Origin of the sequence: Serratia sp. J2 (genome assembly GCF_046269175.1) — a bacterium.
Taxonomy (GTDB): Bacteria; Pseudomonadota; Gammaproteobacteria; order Enterobacterales; family Enterobacteriaceae; genus Chania; species Chania fonticola_C.
Map to the genome: position 1 here is coordinate 75,047 of NZ_JBKABN010000019.1, position 15,921 is coordinate 90,967.

A 15,921-nucleotide genomic window follows, 5' to 3' on the forward strand; every position below is an offset into this window, starting at 1 on the left:
TTAGTTAAACGTACATACCTTTGCCTTCAGCCAGAATGCGATCGGTGCGAAAATTGACAATCCGCCCGACGCACGCCACATTCCGGCCAACCCGCGCCTCCACTTCGTAGTGGTGGAACCCGTTCATATCGGCGAACGCCAGGCGGCTGTTGACTTCAATGGTGTCGCCCGGCGCGACCATGCTTTTGTATTTGACGTCCTGGGAGGCCAGCACGCCTAACACGCGCGCCCGTTCGGCTATCACTCGAGCTGCGCCCTCTGACGTCTGCAGCGCCCGTGAGACCTCATCAAATTTCCTCAATGGCTGCTGGGTTTCACGCTCATGCAACTGGCAGAAATCGTTCAGCAGACTCAGGTATTCACTAGACTGGCCGAAGATCTCGGCGATCATCACGCCAGGCATTACCGGGTTGTCTGGAAAATGCCCAGGAATATAGGATTCATTAAAGGTGACGTGCTTGATCACGGTAATCGAGCCCCTTTCTCCCGGTGAAAAGTCCACGATGCGGTCAACCATAAATATCGGTGCACGCCAGGACCCCATTTTTAGCAGCAGATTGGGCTGGACTAAGCTCTTGTTATAATTAGCCATACAACATTCCTGTCGGTTAACGCATCACCAGGCCGCCATCGGCCACCAAAGTCTGACCAACGATATAGCTGGATGCGTCTGAACTTAAGAAAGCCACCACGTTGGCGATCTCGTCGACGCGACCAAGACGTTTCAACGGGATAGCGGACATTACGTTGCGCACGATCTGACGCGGCACCTTTTTCACCATTCTGGATTCAATCATCCCCGGTGCCACGGCATTGACGCGGATCCCCTTTGAAGCCATTTCGCTGGCCAGGGTGCGGGTGAGGCCAATAATGCCAGCCTTGGCAGCGCTGTAATTACTCTGGCCAAAGCTGGAGGTGATGCCGGATATCGAAGATATATTTACCACCGTTGAATTGCGGGCGTGACGCAATAAGGGCAGCAGCCGTTTAGTCATGGTAAAGGTGCCATACAAATTGACTTTGATAACCTGATCAAACTCTTCATACGTCAGTGCGGAAAATATGTTGTCTTTGTAGATCCCGGCATTATTAATCAGTACATGTACTTCATGAGCCTGTTTCTCAAGCTCATCGGCCAAGTTGGACACCTCGCTGACATCGGCAACATTGCACTGCAGGATATGCAGGTTGTCACCTTGCGGATGGGAGGTTTTTAATTTTTCCAGACCGCTATTATCATGATGGTAAATAGCGAAAACCTTGGCCTGCTGCTCGAGATACTTCTCACAAATGGCCAAGCCAATATCACCACTGGCGCCGGTAATAACCACATTTTTACCCCCGATATCGGGATAGTGAGACATAGATATTCCCTTATTTTATAATTAACCTAATGCCGCTGCGGCAATGGCATGTGACTGACAATGAGAAATGCTCAGCGTGGCATGAGTCAATTTTTTTTCCTGCATCAACCTGGCAAATTCACCGCTAAAGGAATAATAAGGGCAGCCCAACTCATCGTGTCTGATTTCGATGTTGTGGAATAAGATCCCCAGACGGAACCCGGTACCAAGCGCTTTCACCGCCGCCTCTTTGGCCGCCCAGAAACCGGCCAGCCGCTCGACGTTCTCGACCAAATCCCCTAGAGCCTGCTGCTCTGCCGAGGTTAACAAACGCTGTGCCAGCCTATTGCCACTTCGCATTAATGCGGTGTTTACCCGTGCGATCTCAATAATATCCACACCAAGATTCATCCTTTCTGACTCCCATCATCAAATCCATTGAAACAGCTTCGTGTGAAAACGACATAATACGCAGATACAATATGGCAATGATGGCATCCCCTATAAGGAAATAATATTGCAATAGGGTGTTGTCTGCATTGCTTAACGAGAATGTTATCGCGAAATGTTTAAAACAATCAATAAAGCATCAGAAAAAAATACCGCCAACAAATAAAATAGAGCATTATCCTGATTATTAAGTGAAAACACAGAATAAAAACCCATATTGCCACCTTAACCGGTCGGATATGTCATTTTTTCATGAATTAAACGAAATATATTTTTGCAAGAATAATCCCGTAATGCAGGAGCATTCAAAATAGCAAGGGATTTAATTAAGCCTGAATCAAGAAATAACCTAATTTTAAAAATTTACATCTTTTATCCTATTTTAAAATAGAGGTCATTAAACTTTCACTCTCTCTGATTTAGCTCAGTGAACGATGAATTCCGGAGAATTTAGCATCATGTCTGGCATTGAGTTGGCGCATGATTTTTAAACAGAAAGCGTTTTCAAACAATAATGCACCGCTAACATTCAAATTCCGTTCCCAAAAGAGCCACTATCAAGCTAACATCGCCTTTGGCAAGCCAGAAGCTTCAGGAGGCACAACCTTCCTTTCCGCTTCGCTACTCATTTTATAATCAATAATCTCTTCGGCATATCAGGCCAGTCTGTTACTCTGCCCGACAGAACTAGGGCCCAGATTTAGCAGCAGAATCGGTCAGACTATGAAAAACACCGTAATCAGGCTGAAATATCAGACTTATCCATGATAGTTTCGTAGTTTAATAAGTTGAACTGACCATACTCTGCGGTGCAGAATACGCGCAGATGAAATGGAGGTTCGGATGTACCAGATGGGAAATGTCATTAACCAGCAGATGGCGGCGATCTCGCCCCAGGTGCTGACAGTGTTGGAACAAAAGCTGGTAACGGCTAAGGAAAAGATCGCGCTGTGCCTTAACGGTATGGGGGCCTTGATCCTGCAAAAGACCCGCGACTACCTGCATCGCAATGACAACTCCCTCCGCTTCCGCCAGTTGGTCGGGCACACTCCCCCCTTCGAATTGCGTTTTCTGGATGAAGCCCTGGGCAAGTTCAGCCCAGCATTGCTGACGATGGTGCTTGGCCACAAAGTGAAGCACGTCACCCAGCTGTTTGTCAGCTTTTATGTGCTGGAAAAACAGGTCGCCGAGCGGTTGTTTTCCGTGGCTTCTGCAGTGGTATTTGGCCTGTTGGGCCAATATCTGCACCAACGTTCCCTACAATCACCGTCGTTAAAAGGCTGGCTCGAGTGGCAGTTGCCACAGATTGCCGCAGCCCAGCCAACGGCGGTGCTCAACCAGTTACCTGCTCTTATCCCAGCCGATCCGGCCGTTTCCCGCACCGGCTCGCTGGCGCCCCCCAAACGCCGTATCTGGCCGTGGCTAATGCTGACGCTGCTATTGGTATCGCTGCTGTTCTCACTGCGCGGCTTTAGCGTGCTGCAACCCATGCAGGCCAGCGGCCAGAGCGATGTGACCTACCGCCGGTTGGCCGATGGCAAGCAGCTCCTGCTGTCGCAGCGTAGCGTCGAGAACCTGCTGATCACCTATATCGAGAGCAATGCTCCCACTAGCGAAAAGCGTTGGTTTACGCTGGATCGCCTGCAGTTCGACACCAACCGCACCGAGTTAACCCCTGCATCACAGGAACAGCTGAGGAATATCGTCGATATTCTGCGTGCTTATCCGGATGTGGAGATCCTACTGGGGGGGTATACCGATAAGTCGGCCAATGAACAGATGGACCGGCGTTTATCGCAGGATCGTGCCGATGCGGTTCGCATGGCGTTGGTAAAAATGGGGATTGGGGAAAGCCGTATCAGCGCAGAAGGTTACGGCTCGGCTTACCCCTTGGTGCCTAACGATAGCGAAGCCAATCGTGCCAAAAACCGCAGAATCGATCTGCGGGTGGTTGAGAAGTAATCCCCCTCAGCCCTTGGCTACTGCCACCACCTTCAACGGCTGAGCATCGGGCAAGATATTCATATGCTCCAGCACCTGGGCCATAATCTTGCCAAATACCGGCCCCGCCACCGAGCCACCAAAGTGTTTGCCTGCCTTGGGGTTATTAACCATAACCACCAGGGCCACCTGCGGATCGCTGGCCGGTGCCACGCCTGCGGTGTAGTTGATATAGCCACCATCATACTTGCCGTTTGGCCCCATCTTCTCTGCAGTACCCGTCTTGATCGCCAGGCGATAGCCAGGCACTGCGGCACTTAGGCCACTCCCCCCAGGCAACGCATCGCTCTCCATCATATGCACCACGGTTTTTACCACCTCGGCGGACATGATTTGCTGCCCCATGACCGGCGGCGTCACTTTAGTGATGGAAAGCGGACGATAAACACCGAATGAACCGATGGTGGCATATTCACGCACCATCTGCAGCGGCGTGACGCGTAAACCGTAACCAAAGGAGAAGGTGGCTCGTTCAATATCTGCCCAGCGTGCGCGGTGAGCCGGCAAATAACCACTACTTTCGTTACCAATCCCCAGATCGGTTGGCCGCCCAAGCCCAAAACTGCGATAAACGGCGGGCAATACCGTGGCAGGCAGCGCCAACGCAATATGCGAAACCGCAATATCGCTGGATTTTTGCAGTACGCCGGTAATGGTCAGTTTCGACCAATGGCCCACGTCTTTGATCAGATGGCCGTTCACCGTATAAGGCGTCGTATCCAGCACGGTATCTGGCCGGATCAGCTTATGATCCAACCCCACCATGACTACCACCGGTTTAACCGTCGAGCCGGGTTCAAAGCTGTCGCTGCTGCAGACATTATGTATGTCTTTCACCGGCGTATTGGCGTAGTTGTTAGGGTTGAAAGAAGGATAGCTGGCCATGCCGAGGATCTCACCGGTATTCACCTTCACCAGCACAGCACAGCCGGAATCGGCCTGGTTGGCGATCACCCCATCGCGGATCTGGGAAAACAGCACGTACTGAATAAATTTGTCGATGCTTAACGTCACGTTCGGTGGCGGCACTGGGTCAACGCTTTTAATCACGCCGATGACCGCACCGCTGCCGTCTTTCTGATAAACGCGCAGGCCGTTTTTACCCTGCAACAACGGGTTGAAACCCAACTCAATCCCTTCCAGCCCCTGATTATCCTGCCCCACAATGCCAATCAGCCCGGCAGCGTCTTGCCCCATGGGATAGAAACGGCTGAAGTCCTGCTCGGTGCTAACGCCGGTCAGGTGCAGCTTGCTGATATAGGCCGCATTGTCATCCTCCACCTTCCGAGCCAGATAGACAAAGCGCTTACGAGCGTTGGCCTGGATCAGATGCTGAACATCAGCAAGCGGCATTTTCAACACGTTGGCCAAACTCTGCCAGCGCTCGGTGCTGGTATCGGTTTGGGTGTCGAGGATATGTTTGGGGTCCAACACGATATCTTTGGAAGAGACGCTGACCGCCAGCGCCGCATCATTACGGTCGGTGATCATCGCTCGGTTGGTGGGCACCACCTGGGTACGAATGGAACGCTGGTCAGCCTGATCGGCCAACTGTTGGTGTTCCAGCAACTGTAAATAGCCGACCCGGAACATCAAGAGAAAAAAGCAGATCAAGATGCCCGCGCAAATCCAGCCAAAACGCGCCGTCGAGTAGTTTTTACCATTTTTCTTGGTTGGAGGAGCCACTGTTAAGCCTGCGATTTAACTTATTATTTATCAGCTAAGTCTAACCTGAGTCAGATTGCCTGAAGGTTGCAGTTTGTAAGAAAGTAAAAACAAACGCTTTTTTGTTGCTTTAATTTTACAGCTGTTTAAAACAGTCACTTAGGGATCGTCATTTGACTGAATGGCGATAGATACCTATTGGTTTGTGCAGGATTGGAAGGAACCGCACCAGTTCGCACCAGGCAGCGTGTTTCATCTGATTGAACCCGATGTTAACCAGGAACTGTATGGCCTACCGGAATACTTCAGCGCACTTAACTCCGCATGGCTCAACGAAGCAGCCCTATTCCATCAGAACGGCGCGCACGCCGGTTACATCCTGTATATGACCGATGCAGCACAAAGCACCAGTGGCGTAGACCGGATGCGTCAGGCAATGCGCGATACTTAAGGGCTAGGTAACTTCCGTAATCTGTTCATGTACGCTCCGAACGGAAAGCCGGATGGCATAAAGATTTTGCCGTTGAGTGAGGTCGCCACCAAGGATGATTTTTTCAATATCAAGAACTCCAGCCGGGATGACCTGTTGAGTGCACACCACGTACCGCCACAGATGATGAGGACCATTCCCAATAATACAGGGGGTTTTGGGGATGTGAAAAAGCGGCTCAGGCATTTGTACGCAACGAACTGACACCGCTACAGGAACGAATTAAGGAGGTTAATAAGTGGATTGGGAAAGAAGCAAGCCGCTTTTCTATCACTCGCATATTACCGCGATCATTTCCAATGATATCACGACTTAGTGCTAGTTCACAGCCATCAAGGACATCACGGAAATTTTAATAGCCTCTGGCGACTTAGCGAAATACCATCTCATGCTAACTGAGTTAAACTCTTCGCTATAATCCTCATGCGCTTTTATGCCAATATCCACTTTGGCTTCCAAAGAGTCTCGCATGATGTCTAAATATAATTTTCTTATAGGCTCTAGGGCATCAAATGAAAAAGCCAATTTTGTAACACCATTAGTTAGAAATTCACTTTTTTTGACATAATTAGTCCTTATTAAAGGCCCTCGATGTTTAAGAGCCTTGTGATAGTTTTATAGATTATGCAAACGCCATATTAAAACGAGCTTCGGAAACCATACGAGCTGGTTTGGTTTCCGCAGCCATGCGGGCTGGCTTGGTTTCTGCTGCTTTACCCACAATACGATTTGTTTGCATTTGGTCTGTCCTTTATGATGAGTATTGATATTAACTAGTGCATTAATACACCTACTGACAACACCTGAGGTACATAAGGCATTGAATTCACTTGATACTTTTATTTTCTTTTTTTTGGTAAACAACTTTCGCAGTAAAATACGTTGACAAAACAATTGAGACAATAGCGAAAACAAACAGAAAATTATGAGAGAAACTATAAATTAATGTGCCTACTGATGGACCTAAAACGTAGCCAAAAGCGGATGCACCGAAAAGGAAACCAGCAACGCCACTTTGCTCGTCATGATTTACCGCCAACGATGCTGCTGACTGTATTGATGGAATCATCATTCCAAATCCCATACCTAGCATTGCGGCAGATATGTTAACTATAACAATAGAGCTGTTAGAAAACATTATGCCGCTAAAACCCAAAACGCATGAAACACACCCTGGAAATAAAAGAGACTTCACAGATGGTTTAAATACCTGAATGTATCCTAATTGAACAACAACCATAACAATAGCCATTATAGATACTGTAACCCCTGTTTTAGCGACAGTTTCTTTTGGGTCAAAAGAGAATATATCTTGTATATAAAATGATATTGTTTGTTGGAATGCGGAAAATGCAATGTATATACATGCTACACCAATGAAAATTGGTAGTACTCTTGCATCTGTTAATTTAATGCTTGTATTGTTCTCTTTCATCATCGATGGTGTAGACTCACTTGGCGCAAGGACAATGAAGCCTAAAATAGTCCCAATACACGAAATTGCAGCAGCAACATAAATTGGCAGTAGTAATGAAAATGTACCTAATGATGAGCCTAATAGTGGACCAACTACAGAGCCAATACCATATGCTGAAGCAATTAACGCCATTCCAGCACCTCGATTGGTCCGATTTGTGTTTTCTGCAATATAGGTCATAGCCGAGGGATGAATCCCCGCAGTTAGAGCACCTGTCATGCATCTTATTATTAGTAGAGAAAGAAATGCTCCAGCGACACTAAGATAATGATTTAAACTAAATTTCAGCACGAACGCTAAAAGTAATGTTCCAATGGTATAAAAAATCATTCCTGCTAAATATGAATTCCTGCTACCAAACGCCCCTATCAACTTACCCCACACACCAGAGCATAAAGTTATGACTAACGCTGCAATCGTTACAATCAAACCTACATTAAACTCTGTTAGACCAATTTCTCTACTTGCAGGACCAAGGATCGTATAAAGTAGAGTTTGTCCAATACCTACACACACTAAGCCTATCACAAGTGTTATGTGATGTATTAGCCCCGTTTCTTTCTTGCTTTCAGATACATTTATATTAGTTTGGCTCATTAGTTTTGACGTTCTTCATGTAGAAGTGAATGCTTGGTTAATGATAAGAAATTGTTAAAAATCATTATGATTCGAGACTATATGATTAGCGAAACAATTCAATAGTTTTTTAAATGCTCAATAGAAAATGAAATTTACCTCTAAAAAAAAGTAAAATAAGAATATCTAAAGAATAAAGAACCAAAAAATCAACAATAATTGGACTTTAATATTAAATTTTAGTGATTTTGAAAGCTTTAGTCTGAAAGTGTTTTTTATCATACTGATATTTATTGATATTTTTTTAAGGCAAAGTAATCATTAGGACTGTTTACGCTAAATTTAGTGATTAATCTTATATAAACATGTCAATGTAAATGGCGTTTTCCCCAAAATGGGCTACACGTTTTTAGGTTTGCTGTATACAAATTACTACTAACAGTTGTTTCTTATGCTCGATACTAGAGCAAGTTCACTGTTGCCGAAAAGGAAATGGCCTGGCTTACCCACGCACAAATCACGGAACTGCTCACCGCGTGCAGAAGACACAGCATTGACCTAGCGATGATCGTTGAGGTGTGTCTGAGTACCGGGGCAAGATGGCGGGAAGCTGAGAACCTTACCCGCTCTCAGGTAACGCCACATAAAATCACGTTTGTTAGAACCAAAGGAAAGAAGAACCGCAGCGTCCCGATCAGCAAGGAGCTTTATAACAAGCTACACAAGATTGGGGATGGCCGCCTGTTCGGCAGGTGCTATTTTAAGTTTATGTCGGTAATCGAGGGCACTAGCATCGTGTTACCCAAAGGGCAGCTTACCCACGTATTACGCCACACCTTTGCAGCTCACTTTATGATGTCTGGTGGTAACATACTGGTACTGCAACGCATCCTCGGCCACTACGACATTAATATGACTATGCGCTACGCTCACCTGGCCCCCAAGCACCTCGAAACAGCGCTACAGTTTAACCCGCTGGCGACGATGCCAAGTGGCGACAATGTGGCGGCATAGATAGGCAAACCCCGTATTTCCTCACCCGTCACCACCTTAGCAACCAGTTATAAAATCAATAACTTATTGATTTTATTATTGTAGTGAGAAATACGCGTTTAATGTTGCACATCGTCACTGTCTCCCAGCTGCGTTAGGCTACCGTCGTTATCCCCCGGCGTAGGCGCATTGACCGGGTCGAAAATATGGTCCAGGATTGCCCTGGCCGTTGGCCCTGCAACTACGCCATCCCCACCACCATTTTCCAAAATTAGCGCCATTGCCACCCGCGGGTTTTTATACGGCGCAAACAGGGTATAGAAGATATGGTCACGCAGGCGTACCGGGATCATTTTGGCATTGTAAGTCTGGTTTTCTTTCAGGCTGAAAACCTGTGACGTCCCCGATTTGGCCGCTATCTGGTAGGGCGCGGTATGGAACAGTTTATACCCGGTCCCGTTAGGCAGGTTCGCCATGCCATACATACCGTTGCGCACAATCCCCCAATACGGCGATTTGGCCTCGCCAATCTGTACGGCCTGCTCTGGTGGCTGATAGCGTTCGACTTCCCGGCCCTGCTTCATCGAATACAGCAGATGCGGCGTTTTCACCCTGCCGCTGTTGATCAGCGTGGTCAGTGCTTTCACCATCTGGAGCGGCGTAGCGACCCAATACCCCTGGCCAATACCCACCGAGATGGTATCACCTTGGTACCACCCTTTTTTGTGTACCCGCTGCTTCCATTCCCTGCTCGGCAGAACGCCGCGATATTCCTCGTTTAGATCGATTCCCGTCGCCTTGCCATAGCCAAACTGGCTTAGCCATTGATGGATCCGGTCGATCCCCATCTCATAGGCAACCTGATAGAAGAAGGTATCGGCTGACTCCTCGATCGCCTTGGTGACGTTCAGCAGGCCGTGCCCGGTTTTCAACCAGTCGCGATAGTGCCGCTGCGTTCCCGGCAGGGTCCAGGTGGGTGCGCCAAAGAAAGTGGTGGTTGGGGTGATGACACCGGCAAACAGTGCCGATACCGCCATATAAGGTTTTACCGTTGAGGCTGGCGGGTATAGCCCCTGCGTCACGCGGTTAATCAGTGGTAAGTCCGGGTTGCTGAGCAGCGACTTGTAGGCCTGATAGCCAATACCTTTGACGAACGGGTTGGGATCGTAGCTAGGGCTGGAAACCATCGCCAGAATGCCTCCGTCGCGCGGATCGGCGACCACTACCGCCGCCCGTTGCCCTTTGAGCAAGCCTTCGATGTACTGTTGCAGGTGCAGATCCAGCGTCAGATAAATATCTTTGCCCGCCTGGGGCGGCTGTTCCTTCAGCAGGCGAACGATACGCCCGTGGTTATCCACCTCCACTTCCTGATAGCCAGTGGTGCCGTGTAGCTCTTTCTCGTAATAGGCTTCCAGCCCCTGTTTGCCAATATTGTGGTCGGCCGCATAGTTTTGCGCTAATCCCTGCTGCTCCAGCTTTTTAACATCGTTATCGTTAATGCGCGAGACATACCCTACCACGTGCGCCAACTGTGCCCCGTAAGGATATTGCCGCTGCTGGTAGGTCTCGATGGTTACACCGTCAAAGCGATACTGGTTTACCGCAAAACGAGCCACCTCGGTTTCACTAAGTCCGGTCTTCAGCGTGACGGGCTTGTAGCGACTATTGTGGTGCATATCGTCACGGAATGAGGCGATGTCATCCGGCGTCAGATCGACGATAGGCGTCAGGTTTTGCAACAGCGTTGCCATATTGGCAATCTTGCTGGGGGTCACTTCAATCTGATACAGCTGTATGTTGCGCACCAGCGGGATGCCGTTGCGATCGAAGATCAGGCCACGATGAGGGGCAATCGGCAGCATCTTGATATCGTTCTGATTAGAGCGAGTCTGGTAAAACGCATGCTGTTTGATCTGCAACTGATAAAGGTTGTAAACCAGCAAACCAAAACAGGCGACGACCAACACCATCGCCACGCAGGCACGGCGAATAAACAACGTTTCTTCGGCGGGATGGTCACGGAAAGGATCTTTTAATTGGGCCATGCGCGGAGTCTTACCTGCCTGACTGATAGCTATAATGGGTGCGAAAAGCCGGCCAGCATAGCGTTAATAACCCTGGAGCCACATTAAAAGGTTGCTAATGACTTGGCATAAATGTTTCAACATATTGGAATGTTGCTGTGATTTGTCAGACAGGCCATGACGACTATTGAGACACCCATTATTCCGATGCTACAATGTGACGCAGATCACACCAACAACCTAAACCACCGTCTATCAATGCGCATTCTTCCCCAGGGTCTGATACCAGGAGATAGATGCGGCGTTTGTAGCAAAGGATCACCACCGATGAGTACCATAGCCACTGGCTTTATTATGATGCGCTGGGAATTGCTGAGCGCAGTGATGATGTTTCTGGCCAGCCAACTGAATGTGGTGTGCCGCAAGGCCAGCCGTAACGGCATGGCGTTTGTGTTCAGCAGTCTGGGGCTGTTCACTAGCTGCTGGTTTGTGATGGGGCTGATGGGCATGTCCTTCAACCTGGCTGGCATTATGCATTTCTGGGCCTCTTTCAAGGACGTCTTCATCGATGTCATGAGCCAAAACCCGACCGCCTTCCCCTTGCCATAACCACCGTTCTTGGCACCATCCGCCGATGGTGCTGTGCCATAGGTAGCCAGTGGGTTATGGGTTAGCCCGCATCCAGGGTGTTAAAGTCACGCCAACCAGCAAGCCTTCCGGGCTTAACAGACGGGTGACGCTCTGGCCCCACGGTTCCAAACGGTTGGCTACCAGCAGTTGATAGCCTTGATCCAGCAGCGTTTGGGTGGCCTTCGCCATATCCGCCACGTCAAACTCCATCCACGCCTGCGGCACCGGTAAATCTTGTGGCCACTGATCCTGACCAAAACAGGATTTGGCAGCCTGCGCCAAAGGCCACAACGCAAAGTGCTTCACCCCGGCCAAGGCATCGTGCTCGGTCAGCAGATAGTCCGCATTCCCTTCCATTGGCTTGAGCGGCAACCCCAGCGCTTGCTGATAAAACGCGGCACTTTGGCTGGTGTTTTGGGTGATCGGGCCAAAACCCGCGACAAAAAGTACCTCAACACCACAAAATGGTTGTTCCATATCCTTTCTCCTCAGGGATTAACGGCTTTGCTGCCGCAGCCGTATCGGCGTATGACCATAGAATGCCTTGAAACGGTGGCTGAAATGGCTGGCCGAGCTAAAGCCGCAGTCCAGCGCAATCTGGGTTAGCGGCATCAGCGTGTTGCGCAGTAATTTCTCCGCCTGTTGCAAACGCACTTGCATCACGTACTGATGTGGTGCCTGCCCGGTGCTGTGTTTAAACATGCGGGCAAAATGAAACTCGCTCAATTCCGCCTGAGCAGCCAAGTCTGCCAGCACCAATGGTTGATCGAGATGGTGATAGATAAACTCCTGCACCCGCTTCAACACGGCCGGTGCCAGCCCACCACGCACGCTAGGCAGCCGCCATTGCAACTGGGTGTAGCGCTGAAGCATATGCGACATCAACAGCGTGGAGGCGCTGCTCAGTGCCAGTTGGTTGGCGCTGTCTTGCCAATTGTGATTAAGTAAAAACTGGCGATACAGCAGCGTGATTTGCGGATCTTCCGCAAACGACAGCGGCTCTACGTTGATGGACGCCGGGCTGCGATCCCAGGTCTGCTCTACCAAATGGCGCAAATGCTGGTCGGTACAATACAGATGAACAAAGGAGAGATTGCTGCGTACATCCCAGGTGGATTCGTAATGACGCGGCATGATGCAAAAGCGATCCGGGCCGCCGCCGTTCTGCCACCCCCCTGGCACCTTCTGATAGCACTCATAACCATCCGCCACGTACAGGCTGAGGGTGTGGTGATCGGCACTTTCCTGGGTGATACGGTCATTGCAGTTTGACCAGGCCGCCAATTGCACGCCAGATCCCAGCTGCACGCTGTTGTGCAACCGGGCTTTATGTTGGTGCAATGTTTCAAATGCCAGGTATGCCATAGCTGCCCTATTCCTGTGATCCAAGCCGTTCCAGTTTAAAGAGTGGCGGCGCGGGATGCCAGTTGTCACCGGGCGCTTTTAACAAAAAAAGCGCAAGAATATGCAATTGGCCGCAAAAGGCTGAAAGCGTTACGGCGCTAAAAGATGAATACTCCTGTCATCATTAACAGGAGAACTCATGAATACGCTGTTGTACCTTGCCGTTGTGCTGATTTGGGGCACCACCTGGATTGCGATTACCCTGCAACAAGGCACGGTGGCGATCCCCGTGTCGATCGGTTACCGTTTCTTGCTTGCTGCCGCCGTGATGTGGCTAGCCATGCTGGCGCTACGCCGTCTGCGGGCCATTAGCCTGCGGGACCACCTGTTCTGCATGTTGCAGGGTTGCTGTGTGTTTGGCTTTAACTTTTACTGTTTCTACCTGGCGGCGGCCTATATCAGCAGCGGGCTGGAATCGGTGATTTTCTCGATGGCGGTGTTGTTCAACGCGGTTAACAGCATGATTTTCTTCCGCCAACGCCCCAGCCCGAATCTGCTGCCTGCGGCACTGTTAGGCATGACCGGCATCGTGGCGCTATTTTGGCAGGATCTGATGGCGACCCAGATGGCGCCAGAATTGCTTAAAGGGATCGGGTTGAGCGCGCTGGGCACCTACGGTTTTTCGCTGGGGAACATGCTCAGCACGCGCCACCAACGCCGTGGGCTGGATATGCTTTCCACCAATACCTACGCCATGAGCTACGGCACACTGCTGATGTTTGCCATCGCACTGGCACAGGGCGATTCATTGCAGCTCGAATTCACCACTCGCTATCTGGGATCGCTGTTCTATCTGGCGATTTTTGGCACGGTGATCGCCTTTGCCGCCTATTTCACCCTGCTAGGCCGCATCGGCTCAGGGGCCGCCGCCTATAGCACCTTGCTGTTCCCGTTGGTGGCGCTAACGATCTCCACTCTGTATGAGGGTTACCAGTGGCATCTGAATGCGGTGATTGGCCTGTGCCTGATCCTGCTGGGCAACCTGGTGATGTTTTCCAAGCCGGGGATGTTCAATCTATATCGATGGAAACGTGGGGTTCAGTGACGGTATTAAAGATAAGCGTCGAGATACCGTTGCCCACTTAAGATAATCCATGAATTAACACAAAAATCATTGAGGTGTGATGTAAACCACCTCAATGATTGCCCCCTATCACGAAAGATTACAGCCCATTGCAGTAGGATTCGTATTGACCTTGTTTACTCATGCATATTAATGGCTTATTAGGTCGACAAATTCCATTCCAGGCTGGCCCACTGGCGTTTTGGTTTCCTGCAGCATCATATAATGCTCCCACCGCAACCCCTGCGGCTAGTCCAATTGCCGGCCCTAATGGGCCAGCCAAACCCGTTCCGAATGCCGTGCCAGCGATTGTGGCTCCGCCAACGGCAACCTCTCTACCTGCTTGTTCCCAGTTTACATTTCCTGCACCTGAAACCATATTAATTTCATCAAAGTTTAAGACTTTCATTTAAAAACTCCTGTCACTTGATAATAAATAAACATCACGATTGCTATGCCAGTAGAAATAGCCAAGGACTGAAATAACGGAGACGCGTTAAAACTTCTCGCAATAGAACCTATGGCAACGCCAAGAAAAACACAAAAAAAGATAAATAGAATATTTTTCATTAACCCCCCTGAAATGTAAGTAATGAACTTGTTTTTAAAATTACAATATTGATTTCAATAAATCATAAAAATAAGAGAGATTGTTCAGGTATTATAAAAATGCCTGAAGGTGCTAAGGTTTGTGATATAACCTATCTACTCATTTCTCAAATGATGTCATCACAGAATAACCATCCAGAAGTTGATAATGACTATCATTCTAAATTATTTTATCAAGGTCAAGTTATTTTTTATTCGACAGTAAATGCCTATTAATCATTCCTATAATGAAAACCGTTAAAGCGATATGGTAATTTTATTAGCAACAATCAAAGTAAGCAGCGGAAAATAAATCGATAACCATGGTCTAAAACCTTGTCACCCCCCGAAGGCTTTTTAGCTGCGCTCAAAAATTAGGCCTGCCGTAGGAAGTTCTCTATACTCGTTGCCAAGGCGAGCGGTACTTCATTCATTGGGTAATGACCGGCATTCTCAAGTATTTCCAGTTCAGCCTTTGGATACCATGCAAGGTAGGTGGAACGCATCAGATCTGTGTTGAATGTCGGATCATGCTCCCCGATCAGCACCTTAACCCTGTGTGGTAAACCCTGTACCTCCGCGCTGAAATCGGTGTTGCTCCATGCATTCAAGTAAGCGGCAAAAGCGGCTCTGGACGAATGCGCCATTGAATACTCAGCTTTCCAGTCGATCCACGCTCGTGAAAGGCGCTGTCCAGTACTACGATGGATGATGTTCCTTCTATTCTCGATGCTATCAGCCGCACCATTAAACAATGCTTGCCCTACAGGGTCGAAAGCAACACCGCAGGAAGGAACCGGTGCGACAGGCACTAACATACGCACGCGCTCAGGGGCCAAAGTCGCTACACGTTCAATTGCCATTCCTCCCATCGAGTGGCCTACCAAGCTAAACGTGTCGAATCCAAGCTCATCTGCAAGGGATAAGGTATCCATCGCAATTTCATCCATGCTATAAGTGCCAGCGGCGGAGCTCATGCTCCCGTATCCACGGTAGTTCATAAAGATATAAGTAAACTCGTCGCGGCTGAGGGCGTCCTCCATTGGCGCAAAAGCATGGCAATCACCAAACCACCCGTGAAGAACAATGACAGAATGTGGACCATTACCTACTCGGTGAAACGTGTTGGACATATCGACTCCTAATAAACTGAATGTGCCAGATGATTTTGTTACCGTGGCCATTGTAGGATCCGCAGTACCAGCTCGCTTTCAATA

14 protein-coding genes and 2 pseudogenes are annotated in these 15,921 nt (G+C 49.0%); 5 read left to right on the plus strand and 11 right to left on the minus strand.

Translation table 11 applies throughout. From position 1 onward, the window contains the following. Positions 1-4: 4 nt before the first annotated feature. From ACKWMY_RS19050 to acpS, 3 genes are read right to left on the minus strand one after another with little or no spacing between them, the layout of a single operon-like run. A complete protein-coding gene (locus ACKWMY_RS19050) occupies positions 5-592 on the minus strand; it encodes a 3-hydroxyacyl-ACP dehydratase FabZ family protein (protein WP_024530313.1) in 588 nt (195 codons plus the stop codon). 16 nt (positions 593-608) lie between these two features. Next, positions 609-1,364 (minus strand): SDR family oxidoreductase, encoded by a 756-nt coding sequence (locus tag ACKWMY_RS19055; protein WP_211136831.1) that lies wholly within the window; start codon positions 1,362-1,364, stop codon positions 609-611. A 21-nt stretch (positions 1,365-1,385) separates the two neighbouring features. Beyond that, positions 1,386-1,754 (minus strand): holo-ACP synthase, encoded by a 369-nt coding sequence (gene acpS, locus ACKWMY_RS19060; protein ID WP_074031078.1) that lies wholly within the window; start codon positions 1,752-1,754, stop codon positions 1,386-1,388. An 882-nt stretch (positions 1,755-2,636) separates the two neighbouring features. On the opposite strand from acpS, the gene ACKWMY_RS19065 reads away from it, so the two are divergent. Next, positions 2,637-3,755, plus strand: coding sequence for an OmpA family protein (locus ACKWMY_RS19065; protein WP_074031076.1), 1,119 nt, complete (start codon positions 2,637-2,639; stop codon positions 3,753-3,755). A 6-nt stretch (positions 3,756-3,761) separates the two neighbouring features. Here ACKWMY_RS19065 and ACKWMY_RS19070 read toward each other — a convergent pair whose 3' ends face one another. After that, positions 3,762-5,480, minus strand: coding sequence for a penicillin-binding transpeptidase domain-containing protein (locus ACKWMY_RS19070; protein ID WP_409486838.1), 1,719 nt, complete (start codon positions 5,478-5,480; stop codon positions 3,762-3,764). 169 nt (positions 5,481-5,649) lie between these two features. On the opposite strand from ACKWMY_RS19070, the pseudogene ACKWMY_RS19075 reads away from it, so the two are divergent. Beyond that, positions 5,650-6,215: pseudogene (locus tag ACKWMY_RS19075) on the plus strand (phage portal protein); the annotation flags it as partial. 560 nt (positions 6,216-6,775) lie between these two features. Here the strand turns inward: ACKWMY_RS19075 and ACKWMY_RS19080 are convergent. Beyond that, a complete protein-coding gene (locus ACKWMY_RS19080; protein ID WP_409486839.1) occupies positions 6,776-8,023 on the minus strand; it encodes an MFS transporter in 1,248 nt (415 codons plus the stop codon). Positions 8,024-8,470: 447 nt separating this feature from the next. Here ACKWMY_RS19080 and ACKWMY_RS19085 point away from each other — a divergent pair. After that, positions 8,471-9,016 (plus strand): annotated as a pseudogene (locus ACKWMY_RS19085) (tyrosine-type recombinase/integrase); the annotation flags it as partial. 98 nt (positions 9,017-9,114) lie between these two features. Here the strand turns inward: ACKWMY_RS19085 and mrdA are convergent. Then, positions 9,115-11,040, minus strand: a complete 1,926-nt coding sequence (gene mrdA / locus ACKWMY_RS19090; RefSeq protein WP_409486840.1) for a penicillin-binding protein 2 — start codon at positions 11,038-11,040, stop codon at positions 9,115-9,117. A gap of 306 nt (positions 11,041-11,346) precedes the next feature. On the opposite strand from mrdA, the gene ACKWMY_RS19095 reads away from it, so the two are divergent. Next, on the plus strand, positions 11,347-11,628 hold the full coding sequence (locus tag ACKWMY_RS19095; RefSeq protein WP_024530953.1) for a YjcB family protein: 282 nt from the start codon (positions 11,347-11,349) through the stop codon (positions 11,626-11,628). Between the two features lie 54 nt (positions 11,629-11,682). Here the strand turns inward: ACKWMY_RS19095 and ACKWMY_RS19100 are convergent, their stop codons facing one another. After that, positions 11,683-12,126, minus strand: a complete 444-nt coding sequence (locus ACKWMY_RS19100) for a glyoxalase (RefSeq protein ID WP_161741228.1) — start codon at positions 12,124-12,126, stop codon at positions 11,683-11,685. A gap of 18 nt (positions 12,127-12,144) precedes the next feature. Beyond that, on the minus strand, positions 12,145-13,014 hold the full coding sequence (locus tag ACKWMY_RS19105) for a helix-turn-helix domain-containing protein (RefSeq protein ID WP_024530955.1): 870 nt from the start codon (positions 13,012-13,014) through the stop codon (positions 12,145-12,147). 178 nt (positions 13,015-13,192) lie between these two features. Here ACKWMY_RS19105 and ACKWMY_RS19110 point away from each other — a divergent pair, with 178 nt between their 5' ends. Then, positions 13,193-14,098 (plus strand): DMT family transporter, encoded by a 906-nt coding sequence (locus ACKWMY_RS19110; RefSeq protein ID WP_196063061.1) that lies wholly within the window; start codon positions 13,193-13,195, stop codon positions 14,096-14,098. A gap of 118 nt (positions 14,099-14,216) precedes the next feature. Here the strand turns inward: ACKWMY_RS19110 and ACKWMY_RS19115 are convergent, their stop codons facing one another. The 3 genes from ACKWMY_RS19115 to ACKWMY_RS19125 all read right to left on the minus strand — a co-directional run bounded on the left by ACKWMY_RS19115 (position 14,217) and on the right by ACKWMY_RS19125 (position 15,888). Next, positions 14,217-14,525, minus strand: coding sequence for a colicin V family bacteriocin (locus ACKWMY_RS19115; RefSeq protein WP_186579800.1), 309 nt, complete (start codon positions 14,523-14,525; stop codon positions 14,217-14,219). After that, positions 14,522-14,686 carry a hypothetical protein gene (locus ACKWMY_RS19120; RefSeq protein WP_161711578.1) on the minus strand — a complete coding sequence of 55 codons (165 nt, stop codon included), beginning with the start codon at positions 14,684-14,686 and terminating at the stop codon, positions 14,522-14,524. The genes ACKWMY_RS19115 and ACKWMY_RS19120 overlap by 4 nt, the downstream gene beginning before the upstream one ends. Positions 14,687-15,078: 392 nt before the next feature. Next, on the minus strand, positions 15,079-15,888 hold the full coding sequence (locus ACKWMY_RS19125) for an alpha/beta fold hydrolase (RefSeq protein WP_409486841.1): 810 nt from the start codon (positions 15,886-15,888) through the stop codon (positions 15,079-15,081). Between the last annotated feature and the right edge of the window lie 33 nt (positions 15,889-15,921).